This is a genomic window from Vibrio sp. Hep-1b-8, from assembly GCF_006124995.1.
Classification (GTDB): domain Bacteria; phylum Pseudomonadota; class Gammaproteobacteria; order Enterobacterales; family Vibrionaceae; genus Vibrio.
In genome coordinates this window covers 32,071-57,203 of the sequence record NZ_QEWN01000115.1, presented here as the reverse complement: position 1 = coordinate 57,203, position 25,133 = coordinate 32,071, and the positions used below count along the sequence as shown (strand labels likewise).

Genomic DNA, 25,133 nt, shown 5'->3' with positions numbered 1-25,133 from the left:
CAATGTTGAGTCGCGAATTAATATCAACCTTCAGATAAGTCTGAATCATCCTCTTCATCACCAAAAGAGACATAATCAAAATAATACCTAGGGAAGAGAGAAAGCAAGCCAGTTGGAAACTCCATATCGGACATAACATCACTCAGACTATGAACCTCAAATAGTGAACCTTCTTCACTGTCGTCATTGATTAGCTCGGTCTTATCTAAAGTTCTAATTTTATCAAGTAAGCACTCCTCGAAGAGTTGCTCAATGTCATCAACATCAACTCTATCAGCACTGCACAGTAATGACTTATAAAGCAAAATAAAGCCGCACTTAGTAATATCGCCGTCCTCTAGGCAATACACTCGAATCGAGGATATGTACTTGGAAAGTCGACTAAATAGCTCTGAATTTTCGAGGGACTCATCCTCACCATCTCCTCTAGGAGGCTTAAAGAAGTGCCCAGCACGCTCAACGAATAGCTCTGGCAGGCCAGTGCGAACATAACGGTTGGCTTTCCACTGCTTTAAGACATTTAACTGCTCGTTAGATACATCAAAATCAGATAGCGGTTCCACTTTCAGAAGAAAATCCTTCTTCAGGTAAACAATATCATCAGCTCTCGCTTCCCAGAAGATATCGTCGATTGGGTCCAACTGAATTTTTCTTGGATTATGCCCATTTTTTTGGCTTGGAGCTTCTTTGCTCACCTTTTTGAGGAGCAAACACTCCACATGAGCCTCGTGAGATAGAATGTCACAATCTTGTGAAATAACTAGCAACTTGGCCTGATGCTTTGGTTTGATTGAGCCATTTATAATTGAAGCCGTAATTGATTCTTGCGCATTTTCAAAATCAATTACAGCCCCTTGCTTCCAGCCATTATGGATTAGCTGCTCTCTCGGGTCACGCCCTGAATCAGCATCGCCTGAAGCCATTCAACTACGACCTCTCAACCGAAACAAAAGAATCCCCTTCAACTAGGGTCTCACTTGAGCTCACACTCTCGAAAGTGACTTTCTGTTTAAGAACCTTGGACACCAAAAACTCATGATGCTCTACCACACTTTGGACATCTATCGATGGTGAAGATAACTTTTCTAGCAAAGATGTGTTCTGATAAACATTTGTTTTTGCCAGTCTACCTATTTTAACTCCTTTTGAATCAAGGAGAATAGATACCTCGTGCAGACGCCTTAATATTGCAAACTGAACTTCATTGGGCTCATTTGCCCCTTTTTTCCAGTTGTAAATTGCAGCTCTCTTGACACCTAAAATCGGCTCAAAATCCTTAACCGCTAAACCAAAGGCACTCAATACACTCTTTACCATATCTTGAGAAGAAACCTGATTAGGTGCGACGACTTGCTGGTGAGTCTCCCAGTTAGCATCAACAGATGAACGATAATCTCCACTTGCTGCAACACTAGTGCCTGTAACCAAAATGGCACCAGCTAATACTGCTGCTGTTGTAAAACCATTCCTTGGACCTACCTCAACGTTAGCCCTTGCTGTACTTAACATGGCAAACCTCCTTAAAGCTCAATCCAATCTTGCTTAGCCTCATCTGTAATACACATATCAAATGCAGGTCTAGTTAATGTTCTCATTCCATTCAACGAATCCACCAGATTATCAATGTTAAACATCTCTCTTACAGAGTTACTTAAATCAATATCTAGCACAACATAGCTTTCATTACGCCCTAATTGCTCCCCCCACCAAGGAAGTTCTTGAATGGATAAAGCAGTTTCAGGTGAGTCCATTAATTCATTTGGTATAACGGACATATTGGCACCTTTCTCGGGCGCAAACTTATTAGACTCCACCCTCAGGTTTCCATACTTTGTCTTATAGTTCATCATCAGACGATTGTGTACACCGGACTCCACATCTATTTCTGTCGGAATGGAATTATTTGGTAGCCACTCCGCTTTTAAATAATTCGCCACACTCTTACCCTCTTGAGGCACTATCAAGTTGAGGTAACGAGTACCGATTCTGGAGATAACCCCTTTCGATAAGGATGGGAATACCTCAACAAGCCTAGATACAACACCTTCAAGAGATTCTACAAATTTATCATGTGTACTGTATCGCGTACATTTAACAGACAGGCCATCCTGAGCAACGTACACCGATAAAGTTCTCTCAAAATTTAGGAATATCCAACGCTGCTTACCAACCTGATTCACGGATGGCTTGGACGAATGTACAATTTTACCATTCGCATCTGGTTTTAATTCAAAATTAATTTCTTGCTGCTGCTCAACAACCTTCTCAACAAAACCTATTTCTCTAAAGGATGATTCTAGCTGCAATAGCCTCCCCTCTTCATGGAAATCAGGGATAGCCGAGAAGCGCACATCTACAAGAGTCATTAAGAGCGGCGCCTGCTGATAACCTCGTGAAATCATATTTCCCACCAAAAAAAAACAAATAACAAAATGCATTAATACACTTTATTATACACAAATATTAGCTATTGAATATCAAAACACACAAGAGTTTTAATCTACAACTCACTCAAACTCGACCCTCCATTACCACCCCTCGAATCCACACACTCACCTCTTCTTCGTGCCATGCAACGCTTCGGGCACCTAGGCTAACTGGCTTAGGGAACGTCCCGTTTTGAATACGCTTGTAGATGCTTGCTTGGCTTAATGAAGTTCTATACATCACTTCCTTTATTTTGATTAACTGCATGATGTGTATCCTCTAGTTTGTATACATATCATGAGCTCGCTCTGTAAAAACAAACGCTTTACTCATCCCAGCACCTCTTCACTAGTACCGCAGAAAAAAGGAAGGTTGCCCTCCCTTTGAGTTACTTCTTAAGAGTCAATCGCCTCTTGGATTGATTGGCAGTTCGGTATCGACGCAAGCTATCAAGAATACCCACTCCACCAGCCAACCAGCTCAACTTCAATGCGAGCGTGCCAGAACTCACGGGCTTTGTTGCCGAATTCAGCTAAAGAGTGAACGCTAGCTAAATAGCTCGCATTTTAAACAACATACTGAGTTTCAGGCATACCTATCCCAGTTAGCTTGTTGAGTGCTTTAATCATGGCGTAAGTCTCACCCACTTGTGCGTTGTAATTTCGAAGCGTGAGTGAAGCTCCTAGTAGTTGTTTTACGCGATGCATCGCAGTCTCCGATAATGACCGCTTATGGTAACCGTACTTCTGTTTCCACTTTTTGTTCGAGCCATAGAGCTTTTGGCAGCCAACTGCCAGATTACGTGGATGCCCTTTTTCCCAGAAAGCGGCACCTTCACGCGGAGGGATTAAAGGTGTCGCTTTCTTAACCCTAATAGCTCTGTGACACTCTCTTGTATCGTATGCACCATCTCCCGAGATTTCCTTGATGGTTCGACGTGTTTGCTTGAGTAGGTTAGGAAGTACTTCCGCATCGGTCACACCTGATAGTGTCAGCTCTGCGGCGATAATTTCATGTGTGTCTGTATCAACCGCAAGATGGAGTTTACGCCAGACTCGACGCTTGCCATCAGTTCCATGCTTTTTCACTTTCCATTCTCCCTCACCGTATACCTTGAGCCCAGTTGCATCAATGGCTAGGTGTTGGATAGCGCCTCGTGTTGAGGCTTTGAAATTAACTTCTACATCCTTGGCTCGGCGGCTTATACAGGTATAGTGAGGACAAACCAATGGGATATTCGCTAATTTAAATACTGAGTCTATAAAGCCTTGTAGCGCCCTTAAGGGGAGGGAAAAGATGCGCTTCACCATGAGAGCGGTCGTGATAGCTAAGTCACTAAACAATCGTGGTCTACCACGTCTACGCTGTTTTGATTGTGTCCACTCCGATATTGCTTCTTCGTCAATCCAAAACGTGAGTGAACCTCGATTGACTAGGGAGTTGTTGTACTTGCACCAGTTGGTGGTTTTGTAGCGAGGCTTCGGCATGAAATCAAAGTCAGTAAATAAATGTTCCTGATCTTATCGTAAGATTTTGATTTAGTTCATTCGATTTTGGCAACAAAGCCCCCCTTACGCCAAAAGCCAGTAGGCCTTGCCGGTTCTGGCACAAAGCAAGATTTGGCACTTTTTGCACTCTAAACCAACCTCGACTCCAAAGTACAAACCGTTTGATTTTTTAAACCCAGAATGCAAACGATCGTTTGGCGTCTCGATTTTTTTGCACTAGCCAAATGCCGCCAAACAGCGCCGTATTGGACTATGTATATCAAACAATTAGCCACGCACAGGTCATCAAAAAAACCGTTTTGACTGGTTAGTTTGATGGCCATTTCTTTCATCTATTTCACCACCGAGTCTGCATCCGACCACTGAAAATAGACGGCATGAAGAACCAAAAGGTGATAAGTGACGTGTTATGGGCAAGTGGCAACGATTGGGATAGAGAATGGATAAAGCAGGTGGTCGATTTACTCGTTGGGCATGGCGCGTTTACCCTCTACCCAGCATTGAGCCAGTGCGATAATGCAGCCGAACGTTTAACCCGCTGGCTGACCTATCAGTTACCGCGCGTTAAACAAGCACACCCTAGCTGCCCGATACTTGCCACGCCCACAGAGCATAAGGATCTGTTTCCTTATCATTTGTACGAAGGTGAGAAGATGCTCTCAATAAGGCAGGTTGAAGATGAAAACCTGATTTTACGGAACCGATAAAGTCAGACAAAGCCTCAGCTGCATATTCCTTTAACTCTTGCAATGGCCCACTGAAACTATCAAAGTAGCCACGCTTTCGCATTTCAGCTATCGGGAAGGCTTGCCAATCTACTTCTCTTTGAATTGCGTGCTTTTGCTCTGGCAATTGAATCAAAACATCAGCTGATATACCTAACCCACTGCTTAGCTTTCGGATCATGTTCAAACTGAGGCTACGTGTTCCATTCAATATCTCGGAAACTTTTGGAGCTGACCCAATAAAAGGAACAAGGTCTCGATTTTTTAAACCTTGTTGCTCCATTCTAAATTTTATCGCTTCTATTGGATCGGGCTTACTGATTGGAAAATGATCTTCTTCGTACTTTTCAATTAATAATGCCAATACATCCATCTCATCAGATTCGGCTGAACCTGGCTGCGGATCCAAGTCCATTAATGACATTAATCGCATCAATGCTGACTCATGATTATGTGCTGATTTGATTAATTTAATGTGACTCATCTTCCCCTCCAAAAAGCGTTGCTTATCATACTGAGCATGAGTACCAACCCACTCAATAACAGCAATGCCATTTTGATACCTGACTTTTACAACTAAATAACTGTTCCTAAATATAGATCACTGGTTTGTAGAAAAAGAAGCAAAACTCGCCAGAATCAAAAAGGCATTGGAGTGTTGCGATGCTGACAATCCAGTGTTTTATGAAGATGAGGTCGATATCCACTTAAACCCTAAAATTGGAGCAGATTGGATGCCCAAAGGTCAGCAAAAGAAAGTGTGTAATGCAAGTCGAGCACTCGTCCATGCGTTTACTGAGCTGGAAAACTCAGCGGTTAGAGGTCTACACAAAGTGACTTAAAAGGTAACAATCTGTAGACTTTTTGGTGGGCTTACAACCTTCAAATCAACCCTCAATCAGCTTTTTGCTAACGTCATTTGGCCAGCCTATCGCCTCATCGTTTAAAGCAAATCACTCAAACGATTTAACAGTGCTTTACGGCTATTATTCGCCACAACAAAGCGCTTAAAACGTTGTTCAAACGCCGCTTCATTCGCTTTGAACTGATAGGCTTCAAACAGCTGATGCAGATAGCGTGACGCCGTATCGTAACCACTGGCGCATGTTCGATCCGCTTGCTCTTGTGATTGCTGCCAGTAGTGCTCACGCTGATTGTAGATATCCGTCAACGCTTTTTCTTTTTCCGCTTTTTCGATGGCTAATTTTTTTGCGAGTGCTGCGGCCTACTCTTGCTGCAATTGGCTTTGCGCTTGCTCAATGAAAGGAGAAATGACGGCAGGGGTTAACCAGTATTGATAGATCTCGTCTATGTTGGCAGGTTCTTTTCGCGTCAGCGCTAAGGCTTGGTGACGGGTTAGCTGGCCTTGCTCAAACAACGTGCGTAATAGCGTGTCTTTCTCTGCTTCCGAGAGATTATGGAGCCACGCATCAAACGTAAGCTGAGTTTGTTTGGCTTGGTGACTGGGTTGTTCGGTCAGCACCATGGCGAGCGCCTTAACCAATGCTAAGGGAATATCATACAGTACCGCAAAGGCCTGCAACTCTTCACTGAGGTGTTCAAAATCGAATTTAATCAACGGCATTCGCTCAACGTCATCATTAAATTCAAACGCTTTGAGCCACATGAAGTACACAAGGCGCCAATCCCCTTGCATTAACCCACTGCGTAAAGCAGCTAAATGCAGGAAAAAGTCGTCAGCATCTTCATCGTCAAAATATTCGTCATACTCCTCGATGGAAAAAATCAGCAACTGCCACTCATCGCTTTGATGCACATAAAGCCCACCTATTGAAAAGCCGAGTAACACATCTGGAAGCGTTCCAGCTGGTAGCTTGATGTATACATCGATTGAGCCCCAATCGGCATAATAAAAACCGATATCGAAGTATTTTACCATCAACTCAGAAGGCTCTGCCTTTAAGTCACTGTAGGTGTAATACACCTGAAAGGACGTAGCGCTGATCTCGGCACGGCTTGAAATCGATCTGAGTGCTTGGCGTGCTTTAGCATCTAAATACCCATCCAGACGCTCGAATTTATAGTATTGATATTCGCTCACGAAGACCTTGCTATCTATTTATTGTGAATTGAAAAGTTTGTTTTAATAAAGGCAGTACCTGTACCGTTCTACCAATAAGTTCCGTGTTTAAAAAACGTCTTGGATCAATGATCACAAATCCCCAAAACTGTAAAAATCGCTCAATAAACCGTGATTCGATGAGCATGCTTAGGTTTCTTTCCGGCGAGAAGTAATTATCTGCTGGGAAACCCTGTTGCGTATGCCCATCTAACTCATCGTGGTTGTCGTCCATATAATCTGACATTGAAGCATCGAACAGCGTTTGCGCTTCTAAGCCCAAGGTTGCTAAATCAATATCCGCATGCGTGGTGGCTGAAAACTCAGACACCGGAGAAAAAAACAGCGCTCCCATGCCTTTATCACCGACAAAGGCTAATCTATCCATCGCTGTTAATTGATTAGGCAGAATGCCCTGTTGCCGGAAAATACGATCTTGTAACAACATGCCCCAGCCATCGGGCAAACAATCTCCAAATACGCCATGTACACCTTGATGCGGCGCTTTAGGTGCGGCTTGAACTTGTGTGCTCGACTGCAAGGTAAACGGTGATAAATTGCCAAACTGCTGCAAATAGCTGTCTGCATACTGGAAAAAAACACCTTGCCGATTCTGCGCCAAGACCCCCAACAGATATCTGTTCACCTGAGCTTAGCGTACGAGTAACATTAAGCTTCTGAATCGGTTTAAAACTCATCTTTTAGCACCTCATCGATACTCGTGGGTATAGTGGCGCGCTCTTTGTTAGGCTCAGTGAGTTGATAGAGCCTATCTAGCGAGTCAAGTGTTTGCCAAAGCAACAACAATTGGCGAAATGAAATTTGCCCGGTCAACTCAAACTTCTTAATGGTGGCCGCAGGTACACAGCTTCGCTCAGCAAGCGCCGCTCGTGACAGCTTTGCCTGCTTTCGTAACTCGCGCAAATAAGCTGCATAGGCTTGGCTGACGTCGGTATCATCAAGTAAAGTAAAATTCATCCGCAAAGACCAAATGGGTACAGTTATATCCATTATAGCGAAATAAAACAGCAAATGGATATTATTGTATCCATTAGCGAATAGCAACCAAGACCAACGCCAGCGGTTGTGATAAAACGTCTTGATGGCATCATCTAATTTGTCAGGTTCGGTGAAGTCAAAACAAACGGCTCCGCCAATCTTCTCCGGCAGTTGCTCTATGGATTCAACATAAACAATTTGATCAAACTCAGTGGTTTGCTGAGGCTGATTTCCAATCCAATATAGGAAGGTAGTAGAAGGCAGACATCGTCTCTAAATAGTAGTGGAAATGCGTGTGGTGCATTTGTAAACACATAACAACCGAACCTTGATGATCAGACTAAGTCTAGCTCACAGTCTGAGAGTCTATCGTGAAATATACTTTAAAGAACGTCGTACCATCACTAAATTAAACTATTGGTGTAGCGGCAGCAAATTGTGTGACGGCAGATTAGGACACAAGAAATATCTCACATGTGAGACATGCGATTATTTTATATTTGCATACAAAAATTTAGCCTTTTTGAGATCTTAAGGAAGCAAAAACGTAACCTGAGACTTACGCTTTCACAGCGCTAGAAGCATAGATGTTTGCTCCTAGCCTGAGGATGCAAGAGATGAAGAAGTGGATTAGTGTCTACTCTTCCTTCTCTTCTGTCGTGTGATCAACATAAGGCCAATAGTGATGACCAACTCGAATCACTAAAGTGGCAGCTGCTAGAATAAATGCAGCAATAGAAAGCCAAACAACGAGAGTCGCATCAAGCTCCTTCATACCTAATGTGATGTAACGAGCTATTGCCATCATAGCAATGTATATAGGATATCGTACAGGGATCTTACCGTTCATCACGAATTGTTTCACCATAGCAAACAAGGTCGCTAACGTTATCGCAATCAAGAGGACAGCTTCTAAAACGTGAAAACTCTTGAGAAATGGTTTACTGAAAGATTTAGGTAGATTGGAAGGCATAACCTCTTTTCTCGATAAGACACTAAGTAGAAAGCAATTTATCACGACGGTTAATAAATTGTGCCAGATCGTGTTCATCCTTTAGTTGATTTCTAGCACCCCAGATTAACGCCATACTTAAGCCACAAATCAATAAGTCCAAAAGCCTAAAACGTGCATGAAGCCTTGGGGTTTATAAGGGCGGTATTAAGGTCTGCTACTTGTTTCTGAATGATAGATTATGCTACTCTTCGCCTCCATTTTTCTGGCCTAAATTTAACCACTTCGGTGTTTTAGTGGGTCAGTGCTATCTTTAATATGTCAGTCATTAGATACTGACGGTCATCAAACCAAATATGGAATCGTCCCTATGGGTAAAGGCACTCTCTATATCGTATCTGCACCAAGCGGTGCGGGAAAATCTAGTCTGATTTCGGCCATGCTAGAAACCAACCCAACCTACGCGATGAAAGTGTCGGTATCACATACAACTCGAGGTATGCGTCCAGGTGAGCAAGATGGTGTCCACTATCACTTTGTACAAAAAGAGCTCTTTGAAGAGCTGATTGAAAAAGGTGAGTTTCTAGAATATGCAGAAGTATTCGGGAACTACTACGGCACCTCTCGCGTTTGGATTGAAGACAACCTAAAAAAAGGCATCGATGTTTTTCTAGATATTGACTGGCAAGGTGCTCGTCAGATCCGTGAACAAATGCCATTGGCAAAAAGCCTATTTATCCTGCCACCATCAAATGGTGAACTAGAGCGTCGCCTTAACGCGCGTGGTCAAGACAGCGATGCTGTGATTGCCAAGCGTATGGCAGAAGCGAAGTCTGAAATTTCACATTATAGTGAGTACGACTACGTGATCGTTAATGACGATTTCGACAACGCACTAATGGATTTTAAGGCCATCATTCGCGCAGAAAGATTGAAGCAAGACAAGCAAGCTGATAAATATAAAGGCATGCTGGATGCTCTTTTAGCTGAATGAGTTGTAGCTTCGAGTTTCGAGTTTCGAGTTTCGAGTTTCGAGTTTCGAAAAGATAATAGTTCCATTAACCAATAGGCGAGAGTTTCAACAAACCAGTGGCTCGTAACTAGTGACTAGCATCTAAGCCACTCTCCCTGTATAATTTCTCGTCATTCAAAATTTAAGTTAACTAATTTGGAGTTCTCATGGCACGCGTAACTGTTCAAGACGCTGTTGAAAAAGTAGGCAACCGTTTCGACCTAGTTCTAATTGCGGCACGCCGCGCTCGTCAAATGCAAACTGGTGGCAAAGATTCACTAGTGCCAGAAGAGAATGATAAGCAAACGGTTATCGCTCTGCGCGAGATCGAAGAAGGTCTTATCACTAAAGAGATCCTTGATGCACGTGAGCGTCAAGAGCAGCAAGAGCAAGAAGCCGCTGAACTAGCCGCTGTTAGCAGCATCGCTCACAGCCGTTAATTAACGCTTCTCTATAACAACTATCTTCCGGGCCTAAAATTTGTATCTATTTGATAGCCTCAAAGACGTTGCCCAAGAATATCTAACAGAGCCTCAAATTGAGGCTCTGCGTCAATCTTATGTGGTAGCGAAAGACGCCCATGAAGGGCAAACCCGCTCTAGCGGTGAACCATATATTATCCACCCTGTTGCTGTTGCTCGTATTCTGGCTGAAATGCGCCTAGACATCGAGACGCTACAAGCCGCTCTGCTACATGATGTCATTGAAGACACTGAAGTCTCCAAAGAAGAGTTAGAGTCTCAATTTGGTACTACGGTTGCGGAGCTCGTGGATGGCGTTTCTAAGCTTGATAAGCTCAAGTTTCGCGATCGCAAGGAAGCTCAGGCTGAAAACTTCCGCAAGATGGTGCTTGCCATGGTGCAAGACATTCGCGTTATTCTCATCAAACTCGCTGACCGCACACACAATATGCGCACTTTGGGCGCACTTCGCCCAGACAAAAAGCGCCGCATCGCACGTGAGACTCTAGAAATCTACTCACCTCTGGCACACCGCCTTGGTATCCACAACATCAAAACTGAACTCGAAGAACTTGGTTTTGAAGCCCTCTACCCTAATCGCTATCGCGTACTAAAAGAGGTGGTAAAATCGGCTCGTGGTAACCGTAAAGAGATGATTCAGCGTATTCATGACGAGATTGAAGGTCGCCTCGAAGAAGTAGGTCTGAACGCGCGTGTATTTGGTCGAGAGAAAAACCTGTTCTCCATCTACAACAAGATGAAGACCAAAGAGCAACGATTCCATACCATTATGGACATCTACGCTTTCCGTGTTGTCGTTGAAGATGCAGATACCTGCTACCGAGTGCTAGGTCAGGTACACAGTCTTTACAAGCCACGTCCAGGGCGTATGAAAGACTACATCGCGGTACCAAAGGCGAATGGCTACCAATCCATTCATACCTCTATGGTTGGCCCTCACGGGGTACCCGTAGAAGTACAAATCCGTACCGAAGATATGGATCAAATGGCGGACAAAGGTGTCGCAGCCCACTGGTCATACAAAGGTAACGGAGAGCGCACTGGCACTACTGCTCAAGTGAAAGCTCAACGTTGGATGCAAAGCCTACTGGAGCTACAACAAAGCGCTGGCAACTCATTTGAGTTCATTGAAAACGTCAAATCTGATCTGTTCCCTGATGAGATTTACGTCTTCACGCCTAAAGGCCGTATTGTCGAACTTCCTGTTGGCGCAACTGCGGTAGACTTTGCTTACGCGGTACACACTGATGTCGGTAATACCTGTGTTGGTGCACGTGTCGATCGCAATCCATACCCGCTTAGTAAATCGCTGAAAAACGGTCAGACTATCGAGATCATCAGTGCTCCGGGCGCTCGCCCTAACGCAGCTTGGCTCAACTATGTTGTTACCTCGCGTGCTCGCACTAAGATCCGTCAGGTCCTTAAAACCATGCGCCGTGAAGAGTCGATTACGCTTGGTCGTCGTTTACTAAACCACGCTCTTGGTGAACGCTCTCTATCGGATGTAAGCGAAGAGAACATCGCTCATGTTCTCGGTGACCTAAAAATCGCAACAATAGAAGATTTGCTTGCTGATATTGGTCTGGGTGAACTGATGAGTATCGTTATTGCCCGTCGACTGTTAGGCGATGCCGATGAACTTACTGAAGTTGATAATGGCAATAATGGTAATAATGGCAACAAGAAAAAGCTGCCAATCCGTGGAGCTGAAGGCATCTTGCTCACCTTTGCCAACTGTTGTCACCCTATCCCAGATGATCACATTATTGCTCACGTATCACCTGGTCGCGGCCTCGTGGTTCACCGTGAAATGTGTCCTAACGTACGTGGATATCAAAAAGAGCCTGACAAGTACATGGCTGTTGAGTGGTCGAAAGATTACGATAAAGAGTTCATTACGGAAGTGACGGTAGACGTACAAAATCGTCAAGGCGCATTGGCAGAGCTGACCAACGTTATCTCTAAGACCGGCTCAAACATTCATGGTCTGTCGACCGAAGAACGAGATGGTCGCTTGTATACAGTCACGGTATTGCTCACGACCAAAGATCGCGTCCATCTTGCAGGAATTATGCGTAAGATAAAAGCGATGCCGCAGACGCTTAAAGTTCGTCGACGTAAGAACTAAGACTCCGATTTGATTATCCACTGCCCTTGAAATCACCGTTTCAAGGGCTTTTGTTTTGTATAAGATTATGAATTTAGAACGCTACAACCGCATCCAACAAGTACTTAAAGCTCGTCAGTCTGACCTGACTCTGTGCCTTGAAGAAGTCCATAAGCCCAATAACGTCTCAGCGATTATTCGAACCGCAGATGCGACGGGCATTCATAAGATACATGCTGTCTGGCCAAACAAAATGCGAACACTTAGCCATACTTCAGCAGGTGCACGTAACTGGGTAGATGTCGAAACCCATGATTCAATCGAGCAAGCAATCAGCGAGCTTAAATCTCAAGGAATGCAGGTTCTGGTGACCAATCTGTCCGAATCAGCGGTCGACTTCCGTGACATTGATTACACCAAGCCAACCGCTATCATTCTGGGCAGTGAGAAAGTAGGTGCTTCTGAGCAAGCTAAGAAAATGGCCGACCAAGACATCATCATCCCTATGGTTGGTATGGTTCAATCACTCAACGTATCTGTCGCTAGTGCCGTCATTCTCTATGAAGCACAACGCCAACGCCAAGCAGCGGGTATGTATGACAATGAAATCAGTTCCGTTCCTGAAGAAACCATCAACCGCCTGCTGTTTGAGCGCGGCCACCCTGTGCTCGCGAAAGTAGCCAAACGAAAGAAATTGCCTTACCCGCCTCTTGATGACCAAGGGCAAATTGTCGCAGATGACGAGTGGTGGAAGGAAATGCAGAAGAAGTAGCGAGTAGCGAGTAGCGTGTAGCGAGTAGCGTGTAGCGAGTAGCGTGTAGCGAGTAGCGTGTAGCGAGAAAATCTTGGGAGGGTTGACACTGCATGCCAGACTTTTTCCTTTAAATTCAGACAATTAGACTAAAAGATTAGCCGACGCTGCCTGCAATTTTCGACTCACTCACCACAAGCTCCTTTCGAAGGACGAAGTTCGATCTCGATTCTCGGAGCGAAGCGTTCTAGATTCTCTCAGGGTGCAGCCCGATCTTCGCCCTTCATTTTTTCCTGTACAAAAACACAGTCCAATGGTTAACTATTAATGCTGATAGCCTTACTAACCGATTGAATAACTTAGCGAGCTTAGTTATGTCCCAACTCTTATCTGCCATTCCCCTGACTTCACTGACTGGCGTCGGTGCCAAAGTCGCAGAAAAGCTTGCTAAAATAGGGCTCAACTCCATCCAAGATCTGCTTTTTCATTTACCTTTGCGTTATGAAGATCGCACCCGAATCTATCCCATCGTTAAATTGCATGCAGGCCTATGGGCAGCAGTGCAAGGAACCGTGATGAGTGTTGATACACTGTTTGGGAAACGGAAAATGTTAACGGTCAAAATAAGTGATGGAAACGGCACAATCACCCTGCGCTTCTTTAATTTCACTGCGGCGATGAAGAACAACTTTAGCCAAGGCAAGATGGTTCACGCCTATGGAGAAATTAAGCGTGGAGGTTACGGTCTAGAGATTGTTCACCCAGACTACAAATTCTATGCACCCAATCAAACGGCTGAAGTTGAGCAGACTCTGACCCCTGTCTACCCGACTACAGATGGCCTTAGACAAATTACACTACGTAACCTAGCGGATCAGGCGTTAGAGCTACTCGATAAAAGCGCCGTTCAAGAGCTGCTTCCTAGCGGGCTCTATGACCATCAAACAACGCTAGCTCAAGCACTCCACACCATTCATCGACCACCTCCAAGTATCGATCTGGAGCAATTTGACCAAGGTAAACACCCTGCACAAATTCGCCTCATTATGGAAGAGTTATTGGCACAGAATCTCTCTATGCTATCTGTGCGTAGTAAAGGACAGCAGGATGCGGCACTACCTTTACCTGCCAGCAATAAGTTCAAACAGCAATTACTTGATCAACTGCCTTTTTCACCCACCAATGCTCAAACACGTGTCGTACAAGAAATAGAACAGGACTTAGAAAAAGAACACCCAATGATGCGCTTGGTACAGGGAGATGTCGGGTCTGGTAAAACTTTAGTTGCTGCCCTTGCCGCATTACGCGCACTTGAGCACGGTTATCAGGTTGCGCTAATGGCACCAACGGAACTGCTCGCGGAGCAACACGCGCTCAATTTTGCCAACTGGTTGGAACCGATGGGCATAAAAGTCGGCTGGCTAGCAGGAAAACTAAAAGGCAAAGCCAAAGAAACTGAACTGGCTAAGATCGCCAGTGGAGAAGCACAAATGGTCGTGGGTACCCATGCTCTGTTTCAAGAACATGTGGCATTTGATCACTTAGCGCTTGTGATTATTGATGAGCAACACCGTTTTGGTGTTCACCAGAGGCTTGAACTACGTGAAAAAGGCGCCAAGCAAGGCGCCTATCCGCATCAGTTGATTATGACGGCTACGCCTATTCCACGCACTTTAGCCATGACCGCTTATGCGGATCTAGAAACATCAGTTATCGATGAACTGCCTCCAGGTAGAACGCCGATTCAGACCGTAGCGATACCCGATACTAAACGCGATGACATCGTTAATCGTGTACGAAACGCCTGCCTCAATGAAGGTAAACAAGCATACTGGGTCTGTACCCTGATCGATGAGTCTGAGGTCCTTGAAGCACAAGCGGCCGCGGACACCGCGGAAGAGCTACAACGAAAGCTACCTGACGTAAAAATTGGCTTGGTACATGGACGAATGAAACCGGCAGAAAAACAAGCTGTAATGCAGGATTTTAAAGACAATAAGCTCCATCTGTTAGTGGCAACCACAGTCATTGAAGTTGGTGTAGATGTGCCAAATTCAAGCTTGATGATTATCGAAAACCCAGAACGTCTAGGTTTGGCCCAACTTCACCAGTTGAGAGGCCGTGTTGGACGTGGTAGCGTCGCAAGCCACTGTGTTCTGCTCTATCACTCACCACTATCGAAAACCGCTCAAAAACGCTTAGGTGTGCTTAGAGAGAGCAACGATGGGTTTGTGATTGCACAAAAAGATCTGGAAATACGTGGTCCAGGCGAGTTACTCGGGACCAAACAGACAGGAATGGCGAATTTCAAAATTGCCGATTTGGTACGAGATCAACGCTTAATCCCCGAAGTTCAGCGTATCGCACGCCATATTCATGACAACTATCCCGACAATGCCGCCGCAATCATAGATCGCTGGTTAGGAAAGAGGGATGTGTATTCGAAGGCGTAAGAGAAGAGCTACGAGCTACGAGCTACGAGCTACGAGCTACGAGCTACGAGAAGTTATCGTAGAGAGCAATCATATCAAGCTCTCCTTCTCGAAGCTCGCTGCTAGAAGCTTGAAACTAGTCTTTAACTTGCAAAATCTCATCCCACGGTAGGCTCTCATCACCTAGCACGATAAAATTCGGGTTCTCTAATGTATCTCGTTCGTTGTATGACAAGGGTTCAAGGAGCGTACTTAAAATTCTTCCCCCCGCTTCCTCAACAATACACTGAGTGGCCGCTGTATCCCACTCACCCGTCGGACCTAGACGCAAATAACAATCCACAGCCCCTTCAGCAACTAAACATGCTTTAAGCGCAGCTGAGCCAAGAGGAATCAAATCATAGTTCCAACTACTGCTCATTCGATTGGTAATACGGTTAATATCCTGACGGCGACTAATCGCGATCGCAATTGGACTCGCCTTCCCGTCATGTTGATGAGCCTTAATACGCACACTTTCGCTAAGATCCGGGATCTTCCACGCGCCTTTGCCTTGATAGGCGTAATAAGTGACACCAGAGACAGGACCATAAACCACTCCCATAACGGGCTTATGGTTCTCCACCAGCGCAATAATGGTCGCAAAGTCTCCACTACGGGCAATAAACTCTTGTGTACCATCGAGTGGATCCACTAACCAGTAGCAATTCCACTGTGAACGCTTCTCCAGGCTAATATCTGCCGCCTCTTCTGATAAAACTGGGATATTAGGGGTAAGATCAGACAGTTTCTCTACAATCAGCTTATGTGCGGCGATATCTGCGCTGGTAACAGGCGTCTCGTCACTCTTGGTGTACTCTTCGTACTCTTTTTTCTCATAAATATCGAGAATCAATTGCCCTGCTGAACGAGCAATCTCTATCACTGCAGGTAAATGATGCGAATAGTCTTCTGTTATTGGCATAAAAAATCCTTAGCGCTCTACGTATCTGCTTCCCTGTTGTCTAAATTGAGGGGGCGTTGATTATGGTTTTAGTCTTTGTAGAGCTAGCAACAACGCAGTAATACTCCGCGCTTCACTAAAATCGAGGTGCGTTAGCAACTCTTCAGCTTGTGCTAAAGGCCAACGAACCACTTCTAACGGTTCAGGTTCATCACCTTCCAATTGCTCTGAGTATAGATCCTCTGCAATGAATAGGGTCATTTTGCTGGAGAAATAGGATGGGGCAAGCACCACCTCTTTTAAAGGAGTAAGTTTATGAGCACCAAAACCTATTTCTTCTTTCAATTCACGCACAGCCGCTTGTTGCGGTGATTCGCCAGCATCAATCAGTCCTTTCGGAAAGCCAAGCTCATAACGCTCAGTTCCTGCGGCATACTCACGAACAAGTAAAATATCCCCTTGCGCCGTCACAGGTACCATCATCACAGCATTGCGACCACTAGGTTTCATTCGTTCATAAGTGCGCGTTTCACCATTACTAAAGCGGAGATCTAACGCTTCAATTGCGAATAATCGTGATTGCGCGACCGTATTCTTGGCCAGAATTTCTGGTGGAGTCCTTTTAGCCACAAGCTTGCTCCTATGCAAAAATTGAAGTTCTTAATATATGAGAAATTAGTCCGCTTTGAAAACAAAAAAAGGGTCAGCTCAACGGCCAACCCTATGTATTTCATTCGGTTTAAATAACGTAATTAGTAGTAAGAATGCTCACCACGATCGTGTTCCGTTGCATCACGTACGGCAGACAATTCACCTTCAAACTGTTGTAGCAGTTCTTTCTCGATGCCTTCTTTAAGTGTTACGTCAACCATTGAACAACCATTACACCCACCGCCAAACGCAACAATTGCAATGCCATCTTCGGTGATCTCAACAAGATTTACGTGACCGCCGTGGCCAGCAAGCTGTGGGTTCACTTGTGTCTGAATGACATACTCGACACGCTCAACGAGCGGTGCATCATCAGAGACTTTGCGCATTTTAGCATTAGGCGCTTTAAGAGTAAGTTGTGAGCCCATTTTGTCGGTGACAAAATCGATCTCTGCATCTTCTAGAAATGGAAGACTTAACTCATCGACATAAGCAGAGAAAGCGTCAAAAGCTAGCTCAGTATCCGTAGCTTCAACGGCTTCAGGTGGGCAGTAAGAAACACCACACTCTGCATTCTGGGTTCCAGGGTTAACAACGAATACACGAATATTAGTGCCGTCAGGTTGCTGTTCCAATAGGTTAGCAAAGTGTTTTTGGGCAGTTTCAGTAATAGTAATTGTATTTGACACGACGAATACCTGAGTGATTTTGTAGGCTATTAGTTGACCATTCTACTCCTGAAAGCTGAGAGATCTAGCGTTTTAGTTAAATTCAGCTAACTTGCGGGTTCAGGAGTCCGACAGATGCAGTAAATATCAACGGTTTTGACTCCGGCTTCAAGTAGTAGTTTGCATAAATGATACACTGTACTACCTGTGGTGAGAACATCATCAACAATTGCCACATGTTGCGTGAGGGCTTGTTGACCTTGCAAAGCAAACGCATTGAGTAAGTTCTCTTTTCGTTCAACTCTACTTAATCCTGCTTGCGGTGGTGTTGCTCTTAATCGCCTAAAAAGAGGTTGATAAGATACGTTGAGTTTGCGGGCTATCGCCTGCGCCAGCAAATCACTTTGGTTGTAGCCGCGCACCCAATAACGTCGCCAGTGCATCGGCACACTGGTCACTAGTTGTGCTGGTTGTTCAATTCTTGCCGCCAGCATAGAAGACAATTGACCACTCAACCAAAATTGCCCTCGGTACTTATAGCGATAAACGTAATTGGATAGGGGAAAATGGTAATCTCCGACGCAATAGACTCGTTGCCAAATGGGTGGATGCTTGAGGCACTCACCACAAGCTAACGCCTCGGTAACCATAGGCAAACCACAACGCAGACAACGTGGTAAAGGCTCAAAATATTGGCTGCAATGTCGACAGACACCTTTAATCTCTGTCGTCGAGTCCACTTCCAGCGAGCATATACCACAATACACAGGTAACAGGTCCGCGATGTATTTTCCTACCCTTTGCGCTAACATACCCCAACTCCAAACAACGATGACATTCTAATTGTGGCGATAGAGTAAGGATTTTAGGGATGGAAAAAGTGGCAGAGACTGAGAGCAAAACCGAAGCTTTATATTGGCACAGTTGTGGCGAAGGAGCGGATATCGTCCTCATTCATGGCTGGGGAATGAATGGCGCAGTTTGGCAACAAACCGTGACTGAACTCAGCAAGCATTATCGCGTACACGTCGTTGACCTACCAGGGTTTGGCCATAGCCACCAATCCAGCTTCATCAACATGGACGATCTTGCCCAGCAAGTGCTTGCTAGCGCGCCACAACACGCGACTTGGATCGGCTGGTCACTAGGTGGCCTCCTGGCAACACATATTGCGCTAAACCACCCCCTACGAGTCACCAAACTGATCACTGTCGCAAGCTCACCGAAATTTGCCGCTGAGCGTCCTTGGCGAGGTATTCAACCAAATGTTCTTAGCGCCTTTACTGAACAGTTGGTCGAGGATTTTCAACTTACTATTGAGCGATTTATGGCATTGCAGGCAATGGGCAGTCCATCTGCAAGACAAGACGTAAAGCAGCTAAAAAAAGCCGTGTTATCGCGCCCTACTCCCAACCCAGATGCGCTGCTGGCTGGGCTCAAACTCCTAGCAGACATTGACTACCGAGCGGAACTAGGACGACTGACGATTCCCGTTCTTCGCCTATATGGGCGGCTAGATGGATTAGTTCCAATCAAAGTCGCCAGTGACGTGGAGCGCTTAATGCCACACAGCGACCAATATGTTTTTTCTGACTCCTCTCACGCCCCTTTTATGACGGAGTTGGGTAACTTCTGCCAGCAAGTGCTGCTTTTTGTTTCTCAAGACACCCAAAAATAGGGTTTGTGCAACAAATTGTAAACGTCGCTAAACATCTGACTAAATTGGTCGATAAATAGACTAACCGAACGGAGTGACAACTCTCTAGGTTGGGCGTGAGGAGATAAAATATGCTCGTATCACCTACGAACGTAAGTGTTCCACTCATCGCCCCATCGGTTAATGTGCAAACGGAACAAGCGGCACGCGACAACAAAGTTCGCGAACCAGTTGCTCCTACGATTGCATTGACCAAGAGCAACGCAGAACGAAAGGTAACAGCGGACGATAAACGGCGAAAGCAATCATCATGGGATCCTTCTGAGCACCCAAGCTATGAGGCGGAACAAAGTGGTGAAGCAATTTCGCTCTATCAGGAAGAGCCCAAGGACACACTCGAAAGGCTATTTCAGTTGCTGGCGCTAGACAGTTACAGCGAACATCAAGGTAAAGGCTACGCCATGCGTTTTCGCTTGCCGAAACGCATAATCGATGCGGCGATAACAGAAGGGAAAATGGCTAAACGTAGAACCGTAATTAAATTCCATTACGGCGATGCGGTTGCTCCCAATACACCTTCTGATGTAATTGCGGTGTTGTAGTACTCAATCGAGGTTTACTTCGATTAAGTAATGCCGAAAAAATCCCCGCCAGTATCTCTACTGCGGGGATTTGCTTTTTCTCTTACTTGTGGTGACTCAATTAGCGTTTGGCTTTGGCAAAGGCTGCGGCAAACGCACCACCCATCGCATTGTTCTGTGACTCATCACGACGACTTTGGCTACCCTGTGTCTGGCGCTGCTGCCCACGCGGCGACGCAGAACGCTGAGCTCGATTGTCTTGTCCCGGCTCATCATTGAGACGCATAGAAAGCGCGATTCTTTTGCGTTGAACATCCACTTCCATGACCTTCACTTTAACAATATCACCGGCCTTGACCACTTCACGCGGGTCAGAGACAAAACGGTCAGTTAAAGCAGAAATATGAACCAAACCATCTTGATGAACACCGATATCGACAAAGGCACCAAAGTTAGCCACGTTGGAAACCACGCCTTCCAAAACCATTCCAATCTCTAAGTCGGATACCTCATTAACGCCATCAGCAAAGGTCGCCGTCTTAAACTCTGGACGAGGGTCACGACCTGGCTTATCAAGCTCTTTAATGATGTCAGTAACCGTTGGCACACCAAAGTTTTCATCGGTGTAATCCACCGCATGCAGACCACGTAGGAACTGAGTGTCACCAATCAGAGCTTTGATATCTTTTTGGTTTTTCTCTGCAATGGCTTTAACGACTGGATACGCTTCTGGGTGAACCGAAGAGGCATCAAGCGGGTTCTTACCATCCATAATACGCAAGAAACCAGCACACTGTTCAAAGGCTTTAGGCCCTAAACGTGCCACTTTTTTAAGGGTCGAGCGCGCTTCAAAACGGCCATTCGCATCACGATAATCAACGATGTTTTGTGCAATAGTGCTTGATAGACCTGCGACTCGTGTAAGAAGTGCTGGCGATGCCGTATTGACATCAACACCCACCGCGTTTACACAGTCTTCAACTACCGCATCAAGTCGTTTAGCGAGCATCGACTGACTCACATCATGCTGATACTGACCAACACCTATAGATTTAGGATCGATTTTCACTAACTCAGCAAGCGGGTCTTGCAGACGACGGGCGATAGACACCGCACCCCGCAATGAAACATCAAGATTAGGGAATTCATTCGCCGCCAACTCAGATGCAGAGTAAACCGAAGCGCCCGCTTCGCTGACCATGACCTTCTGGACTTTAAGATTGCCACGCTTAATAAGATCAGCCACGAAACTGTCCGTTTCACGTGAAGCAGTACCATTGCCAATCGCAATCAAGTCAACATTGTATTTACGTACCAAAGCATCAACAATTTGCGCCGATTTATCGTACTGTTTTTGCGGAGGATGAGGATAAATCGTTTCTGTCGCCAAGACTTTACCAGTCGAGTCTACAACCGCAATTTTGGAGCCAGTACGTAAGCCAGGGTCAAGGCCCAATGTCGCACGAGGACCAGCCGGAGCCGCCATTAACAAGTCTTTGAGATTAGTGGCAAACACTTCGATGGCTTCAATCTCTGCGCGCTCTTTCATCGCGCCCATCAACTCGGTTTCCATATGCATAGACACCTTGATGCGCCATGCCCAACTGATCACCTGTTTACGCCAAGCATCAGCTGGAGCGCTACTTAATGAAATACCATAGTGGTCACTAATAATCGTCTCACAATACGATTGACGGACACCTTCATCTTGCGCCGGATCTGCGTTCATCGCCAAGGTTAAGAAGCCTTCGTTGCGGCCGCGCAACATCGCCAATGCACGATGCGAAGGGACTTTGTTTAGGGCTTCATTGTGCGCAAAGTAGTCTTTAAACTTCTCACCTTCTTGCTCTTTTCCTGCGACAACACGAGATACCAACTCAGCATTGCGGTTAAGGTGGTGACGAATTTTTTCTAGCAAGTTCGCATCTTCTGCAATGCGTTCCATCACGATCGCACGAGCGCCATCCAACGCAGCTTTAGTATCCTCAATGCCGTTCTCGGCAGAGATGTAACCCGCCGCCTCAACTTCGGGATCGGTTTGCGGCTCATTCCACAGTTTATCGGCTAGCGGCTCAAGTCCCGCTTCAATCGCAATCTGTCCCTTAGTGCGACGTTTTGGTTTGTACGGCAGGTAAAGATCTTCTAGGCGAGTTTTACTATCTGCCTGATGTATTTCAGCTTCTAGCTCAGGCGTCATTTTTCCCTGTTCCTGAATCGACTTCAGGATAGTTTGGCGACGTTCGTCTAGCTCACGCAAATAGGATAAGCGACTATCTAGGTTTCGCAGCTGAGTATCATCTAAACCACCCGTCACCTCTTTACGATAACGCGCGATAAACGGAACGGTATTACCATCATCAATCAGGTTAACAGCCGCAGTGACTTGCTCAGGGCGAACATTGAGTTCCTGAGCAATCAAATTACAGATAGCTTGGCTCATCCGTTGAATCTCTTTTCTAAGTTAAACGTCTAATATATTGGGGTAACAAAGGTAAAAACCAACACTTTTTGCTACCGCTAGCAAGGTTACGCAATAGTTAGAACGATAGGTTGGCAATTGTGTGAAAGTTATGTCAGAACTATTGCTATCATTCGAACTAAAATTTGAAAATTGGAACTAACTTCGTTCAAGTCTTTGAACGAACAATGAATATATGGAACCACTATGAAAAAAATCTTGCTGGCCTTTTCTGTATTATCCGTTTTCTTTTCGTCACTCTCTATCGCGGATAGTAGCTCTCTCAATTCCGCGCTGAGTGCAACGACACAGCATCCCCTTTACACTCTTGAGGATAAATTGGTGCTGGGTCGAGTAGAAAGTGTCTACCTTAGTGATGTAGAGCCGCTAAAAACGATAGCCTTTGCGGGCAAGATTGATACGGGTGCGGATACCACCTCAATGCATGCCACCAATATTCATGTGTCCAGTCGCCATCCAGAATTTAGTCAATTGCGCGATCAAGAGTTAATGAAAGCACTCATTGCTCATCCAGCAATTGATAACGTTCACTATGATAAGTGGCATGCAGGGCTGTTTGCCCCTTATCAAATCAGCGTGTCTTTCACCATCACTCACCCATACACTGGTGAGGCTATAGAAATTACTAGACCGATTACTCGTGTCAGCGTGATTCGAAACCGAACTCAGAAGCAGCCAATCTTGCGACCAACGGTCACCCTACCTCTAACCATTGCAGATAAAACGGTAATGACAGAGGTAAACTTAACCGACCGAAGTCAATTTTCCTCTCCGATTCTGATTGGCAAAACCTTCCTTAGCAACAACGCATGGGTTCTTGCTGGATATGACTATCTACAACAGCAAAAACAGGCCCAGCTTCTTGGTCGGGCAGAAACGGTCACCATCGCAGGTATCCAACAAAAGATTAGCTACTCACTCCATAGTAACTACAGCGTTTTGCATGCCAAAGACGTCAACGTAGACTCGAAGACTCAACGGGTGACCTTCACAATCGAAAACCGCCAAGGCGAGACAAAAGCGCTGACGCTACCTGTCATTAGGCAACTCAGTGTCGGTGGCAAACCGCGTCCAATGGTGTTTGTACCAATAGATACTCCCAATCAACCGACTCAATACTGGCTGGTCTATTTGAGTGACCGAAGTCAATATGGATCTCAACTGCGATTAGGCAAAGAGACGTTGAATCGACACTTTATGGTTGATACCAAACAAAAATCCTTACTGTCTGGCAGCCCTAAGTTCTTCAACCCTCGCTCTAAAGCAATGCAAGTTTCAGGCAGCGAATCTATCGATTTAGATGGCGTTATCTTAGAAGCTCAACCATCTTTGACGGTCAAAACACCGCTACTCAAAGTCAGCAGTTTCGAGATGTTCGATAAGAATGGCAAAGACTGGGTGACCTACTATCTGACCAACCATGAAGGGGAAGCCAAGCAGTTTTCAAAGCCTATCAACAAAAAACTCAAGGTCGGCGACTCTATTCGCCCGGTGGTATTCGGTACCTTCATGCTCTACGGAGAACCGGTGGAACTTCCTTATGCGATAGACGTGTTAGATGAAAATGAGTCAGAAGATTACTTTGTCATCGGCCAGAAAATATCAAAAGATGGTGTCCTCATCAATACGCGCAGTGAACACCTACTTGATGTTTATCCACTGTTTAAAGCCGGGCATATTGAGGAGGCTTTAGTCGAAGGTATGAGTATCCCTGTGAAGTTAGACACTGGAGCCGACGTCAGCTCCATCAATGCGCAAAACATCAAGTTGTTTAAACGCAATGGTCAGCAAATGGTGAGCTTTACCTATGAAAACGATCAGGGTGTCAAACAGGATTTCACTCGTAAAGTGGTCGATAACATGACGATTACAGCCAAAAAGGGCGAAGAGGCGACAACACGGCCTGTTGTCGAAATGCATGTATCGCTTGGCCATCTTGAGAAAAACATTCGCGTCAATTTACAGGATCGGAGTCGTTTCCATTACAGCATGATTTTGGGTAAGAACTTCCTCAAGTATGGGGCCGTAGTTGCCAGCGAAAGCAACTATCTCGTCAGTGAGCCTGCTCAATAGAAACCGAAATACAAAGTCCCGCTATTATATAGGCGGGACTTATACTGTGGGTGAAACCTTCCTTAATCAGCTGAGTAGCGAATGTGATTCACAAACCACTCTTTGTCACCATCGGGCGTTTTCACACTGAATTCATCATCAACTTCTTTTTTAAGCAACGCACGAGCCATCGGAGAATCAATCGAAATATACCCTTTGGCGTCCCCATAAATCTCATCAGGCCCCACGATACGGAATGACTTGACCTCACCAGCTTCATTTTCGATTTCAACCCACGCTCCAAAGAAGACTTTGCCTTCCTGCTGGGGCGAATAGTCAACCACCTTAACCTGTTCGAGTCGCTTTCTCAGATAACGAACGCGACGATCAATCTCTCGCAGGCGTTTCTTATTGTACTGGTAGTCTGCGTTCTCACTGCGGTCACCAAGACTCGCAGCCCAAGTCACTTTTTTAGTGACCTCAGGGCGCTCTTCCCTCCACAAAAAATCAAGCTCGCGCTTGAGTCGGACGTAGCCTTCTCGGGTTATTAGGTTTGTTTTCATATTTTTGACGTTATTAGATTGAAGTTACGATATACATTAGCTAAAAAGGAAATAAACGTTAACA

At 45.4% G+C, this 25,133-nt stretch carries 24 protein-coding genes and 3 pseudogenes; 10 read left to right on the top strand and 17 right to left on the bottom strand.

Annotated features, from left to right (window positions below; genetic code table 11):
* Positions 1–23: 23 nt before the first annotated feature.
* The 5 genes from DA100_RS15405 to DA100_RS15385 form a co-directional block, all read right to left on the bottom strand.
* Positions 24–923, bottom strand: coding sequence for a hypothetical protein (locus tag DA100_RS15405; protein WP_138972936.1), 900 nt, complete (start codon positions 921–923; stop codon positions 24–26).
* Between the two features lie 4 nt (positions 924–927).
* Positions 928–1,509, bottom strand: coding sequence for a hypothetical protein (locus DA100_RS15400; protein WP_138972935.1), 582 nt, complete (start codon positions 1,507–1,509; stop codon positions 928–930).
* Between the two features lie 11 nt (positions 1,510–1,520).
* On the bottom strand, positions 1,521–2,438 hold the full coding sequence (locus tag DA100_RS15395) for a TIGR04255 family protein (RefSeq protein WP_138972934.1): 918 nt from the start codon (positions 2,436–2,438) through the stop codon (positions 1,521–1,523).
* Positions 2,439–2,511: 73 nt separating this feature from the next.
* The gene (locus tag DA100_RS15390) at positions 2,512–2,694 is read right to left on the bottom strand and encodes an AlpA family phage regulatory protein (RefSeq protein WP_138972933.1); all 183 of its coding nucleotides are present in this window, start codon (positions 2,692–2,694) and stop codon (positions 2,512–2,514) included.
* A 299-nt stretch (positions 2,695–2,993) separates the two neighbouring features.
* A complete protein-coding gene (locus tag DA100_RS15385; RefSeq protein ID WP_138972932.1) occupies positions 2,994–3,914 on the bottom strand; it encodes an IS5 family transposase in 921 nt (306 codons plus the stop codon).
* Positions 3,915–4,339: 425 nt separating this feature from the next.
* On the opposite strand from DA100_RS15385, the pseudogene DA100_RS21375 reads away from it, so the two are divergent.
* Positions 4,340–4,528 (top strand): annotated as a pseudogene (locus DA100_RS21375) (hypothetical protein); the annotation flags it as partial.
* On the opposite strand, the gene DA100_RS15375 reads toward DA100_RS21375, so the two are convergent.
* Positions 4,515–5,258 (bottom strand): type II toxin-antitoxin system HigB family toxin, encoded by a 744-nt coding sequence (locus tag DA100_RS15375; protein WP_276608348.1) that lies wholly within the window; start codon positions 5,256–5,258, stop codon positions 4,515–4,517. The pseudogene DA100_RS21375 and the gene DA100_RS15375 overlap by 14 nt on opposite strands.
* A 19-nt stretch (positions 5,259–5,277) precedes the next feature.
* Here DA100_RS15375 and DA100_RS15365 point away from each other — a divergent pair.
* Positions 5,278–5,421 (top strand): annotated as a pseudogene (locus DA100_RS15365) (IS630 family transposase); the annotation flags it as partial.
* A 182-nt stretch (positions 5,422–5,603) separates the two neighbouring features.
* On the opposite strand, the gene DA100_RS21370 reads toward DA100_RS15365, so the two are convergent.
* From DA100_RS21370 to DA100_RS15345, 5 genes and pseudogenes are all read right to left on the bottom strand, one after another.
* Positions 5,604–5,831: a hypothetical protein gene (locus DA100_RS21370; RefSeq protein WP_240800936.1), complete on the bottom strand. Its 228-nt coding sequence runs from the start codon at positions 5,829–5,831 to the stop codon at positions 5,604–5,606.
* Positions 5,832–5,885: 54 nt separating this feature from the next.
* Complete coding sequence (locus tag DA100_RS15360) at positions 5,886–6,722, bottom strand: hypothetical protein (RefSeq protein ID WP_240800935.1); 837 nt, start codon at positions 6,720–6,722, stop codon at positions 5,886–5,888.
* Between the two features lie 211 nt (positions 6,723–6,933).
* A pseudogene (locus tag DA100_RS15355) lies at positions 6,934–7,438 on the bottom strand (HipA N-terminal domain-containing protein); the annotation flags it as partial.
* Positions 7,428–7,718, bottom strand: coding sequence for a helix-turn-helix transcriptional regulator (locus tag DA100_RS15350; protein ID WP_138972931.1), 291 nt, complete (start codon positions 7,716–7,718; stop codon positions 7,428–7,430). The gene DA100_RS15350 and the pseudogene DA100_RS15355, both read right to left, overlap by 11 nt.
* A gap of 658 nt (positions 7,719–8,376) precedes the next feature.
* Positions 8,377–8,712 (bottom strand): phosphate-starvation-inducible PsiE family protein, encoded by a 336-nt coding sequence (locus tag DA100_RS15345; RefSeq protein ID WP_138972930.1) that lies wholly within the window; start codon positions 8,710–8,712, stop codon positions 8,377–8,379.
* Positions 8,713–9,061: 349 nt separating this feature from the next.
* Here DA100_RS15345 and gmk point away from each other — a divergent pair, with 349 nt between their 5' ends.
* From gmk to recG, 5 genes are all read left to right on the top strand, one after another.
* Positions 9,062–9,685 (top strand): guanylate kinase, encoded by a 624-nt coding sequence (gmk, locus tag DA100_RS15340; RefSeq protein WP_138972929.1) that lies wholly within the window; start codon positions 9,062–9,064, stop codon positions 9,683–9,685.
* Positions 9,686–9,870: 185 nt separating this feature from the next.
* Entirely contained in the window at positions 9,871–10,143 is a 273-nt protein-coding gene (gene rpoZ, locus DA100_RS15335) for a DNA-directed RNA polymerase subunit omega (RefSeq protein ID WP_004410883.1), read from the top strand.
* Positions 10,144–10,183: 40 nt separating this feature from the next.
* On the top strand, positions 10,184–12,313 hold the full coding sequence (gene spoT / locus DA100_RS15330) for a bifunctional GTP diphosphokinase/guanosine-3',5'-bis pyrophosphate 3'-pyrophosphohydrolase (protein ID WP_138972928.1): 2,130 nt from the start codon (positions 10,184–10,186) through the stop codon (positions 12,311–12,313).
* Between the two features lie 67 nt (positions 12,314–12,380).
* Positions 12,381–13,064 carry a tRNA (guanosine(18)-2'-O)-methyltransferase TrmH gene (gene trmH, locus DA100_RS15325; protein ID WP_138972927.1) on the top strand — a complete coding sequence of 228 codons (684 nt, stop codon included), beginning with the start codon at positions 12,381–12,383 and terminating at the stop codon, positions 13,062–13,064.
* 353 nt (positions 13,065–13,417) lie between these two features.
* A complete protein-coding gene (recG, locus tag DA100_RS15320) occupies positions 13,418–15,496 on the top strand; it encodes an ATP-dependent DNA helicase RecG (RefSeq protein ID WP_138972926.1) in 2,079 nt (692 codons plus the stop codon).
* Positions 15,497–15,611: 115 nt separating this feature from the next.
* Here the strand turns inward: recG and cysQ are convergent, their stop codons facing one another.
* The 4 genes from cysQ to DA100_RS21025 form a co-directional block, all read right to left on the bottom strand.
* The gene (gene cysQ, locus DA100_RS15315; RefSeq protein ID WP_138972925.1) at positions 15,612–16,439 is read right to left on the bottom strand and encodes a 3'(2'),5'-bisphosphate nucleotidase CysQ; all 828 of its coding nucleotides are present in this window, start codon (positions 16,437–16,439) and stop codon (positions 15,612–15,614) included.
* 60 nt (positions 16,440–16,499) lie between these two features.
* On the bottom strand, positions 16,500–17,048 hold the full coding sequence (gene nudE / locus DA100_RS15310; protein ID WP_138972924.1) for an ADP compounds hydrolase NudE: 549 nt from the start codon (positions 17,046–17,048) through the stop codon (positions 16,500–16,502).
* Between the two features lie 122 nt (positions 17,049–17,170).
* The gene (gene nfuA, locus DA100_RS15305; protein ID WP_138972923.1) at positions 17,171–17,758 is read right to left on the bottom strand and encodes a Fe-S biogenesis protein NfuA; all 588 of its coding nucleotides are present in this window, start codon (positions 17,756–17,758) and stop codon (positions 17,171–17,173) included.
* Positions 17,759–17,844: 86 nt separating this feature from the next.
* The gene (locus tag DA100_RS21025; RefSeq protein WP_240800934.1) at positions 17,845–18,549 is read right to left on the bottom strand and encodes a phosphoribosyltransferase family protein; all 705 of its coding nucleotides are present in this window, start codon (positions 18,547–18,549) and stop codon (positions 17,845–17,847) included.
* Between the two features lie 59 nt (positions 18,550–18,608).
* On the opposite strand from DA100_RS21025, the gene bioH reads away from it, so the two are divergent.
* Together bioH and DA100_RS15290 are read left to right on the top strand one after the other, a co-directional pair.
* The gene (gene bioH, locus DA100_RS15295) at positions 18,609–19,415 is read left to right on the top strand and encodes a pimeloyl-ACP methyl ester esterase BioH (protein ID WP_138972922.1); all 807 of its coding nucleotides are present in this window, start codon (positions 18,609–18,611) and stop codon (positions 19,413–19,415) included.
* 110 nt (positions 19,416–19,525) lie between these two features.
* Complete coding sequence (locus DA100_RS15290) at positions 19,526–19,996, top strand: ATP-dependent Lon protease (RefSeq protein ID WP_138972921.1); 471 nt, start codon at positions 19,526–19,528, stop codon at positions 19,994–19,996.
* A gap of 100 nt (positions 19,997–20,096) precedes the next feature.
* Here DA100_RS15290 and DA100_RS15285 read toward each other — a convergent pair whose 3' ends face one another.
* Entirely contained in the window at positions 20,097–22,415 is a 2,319-nt protein-coding gene (locus tag DA100_RS15285; RefSeq protein ID WP_138972920.1) for a Tex family protein, read from the bottom strand.
* A gap of 225 nt (positions 22,416–22,640) precedes the next feature.
* Between DA100_RS15285 and DA100_RS15280 the strand changes: the two genes are divergently transcribed.
* On the top strand, positions 22,641–24,527 hold the full coding sequence (locus DA100_RS15280) for a RimK/LysX family protein (protein WP_138972919.1): 1,887 nt from the start codon (positions 22,641–22,643) through the stop codon (positions 24,525–24,527).
* 62 nt (positions 24,528–24,589) lie between these two features.
* On the opposite strand, the gene greB is transcribed toward DA100_RS15280, so the two are convergent.
* A complete protein-coding gene (greB, locus tag DA100_RS15275) occupies positions 24,590–25,069 on the bottom strand; it encodes a transcription elongation factor GreB (protein ID WP_138972918.1) in 480 nt (159 codons plus the stop codon).
* Positions 25,070–25,133: the final 64 nt, after the last annotated feature.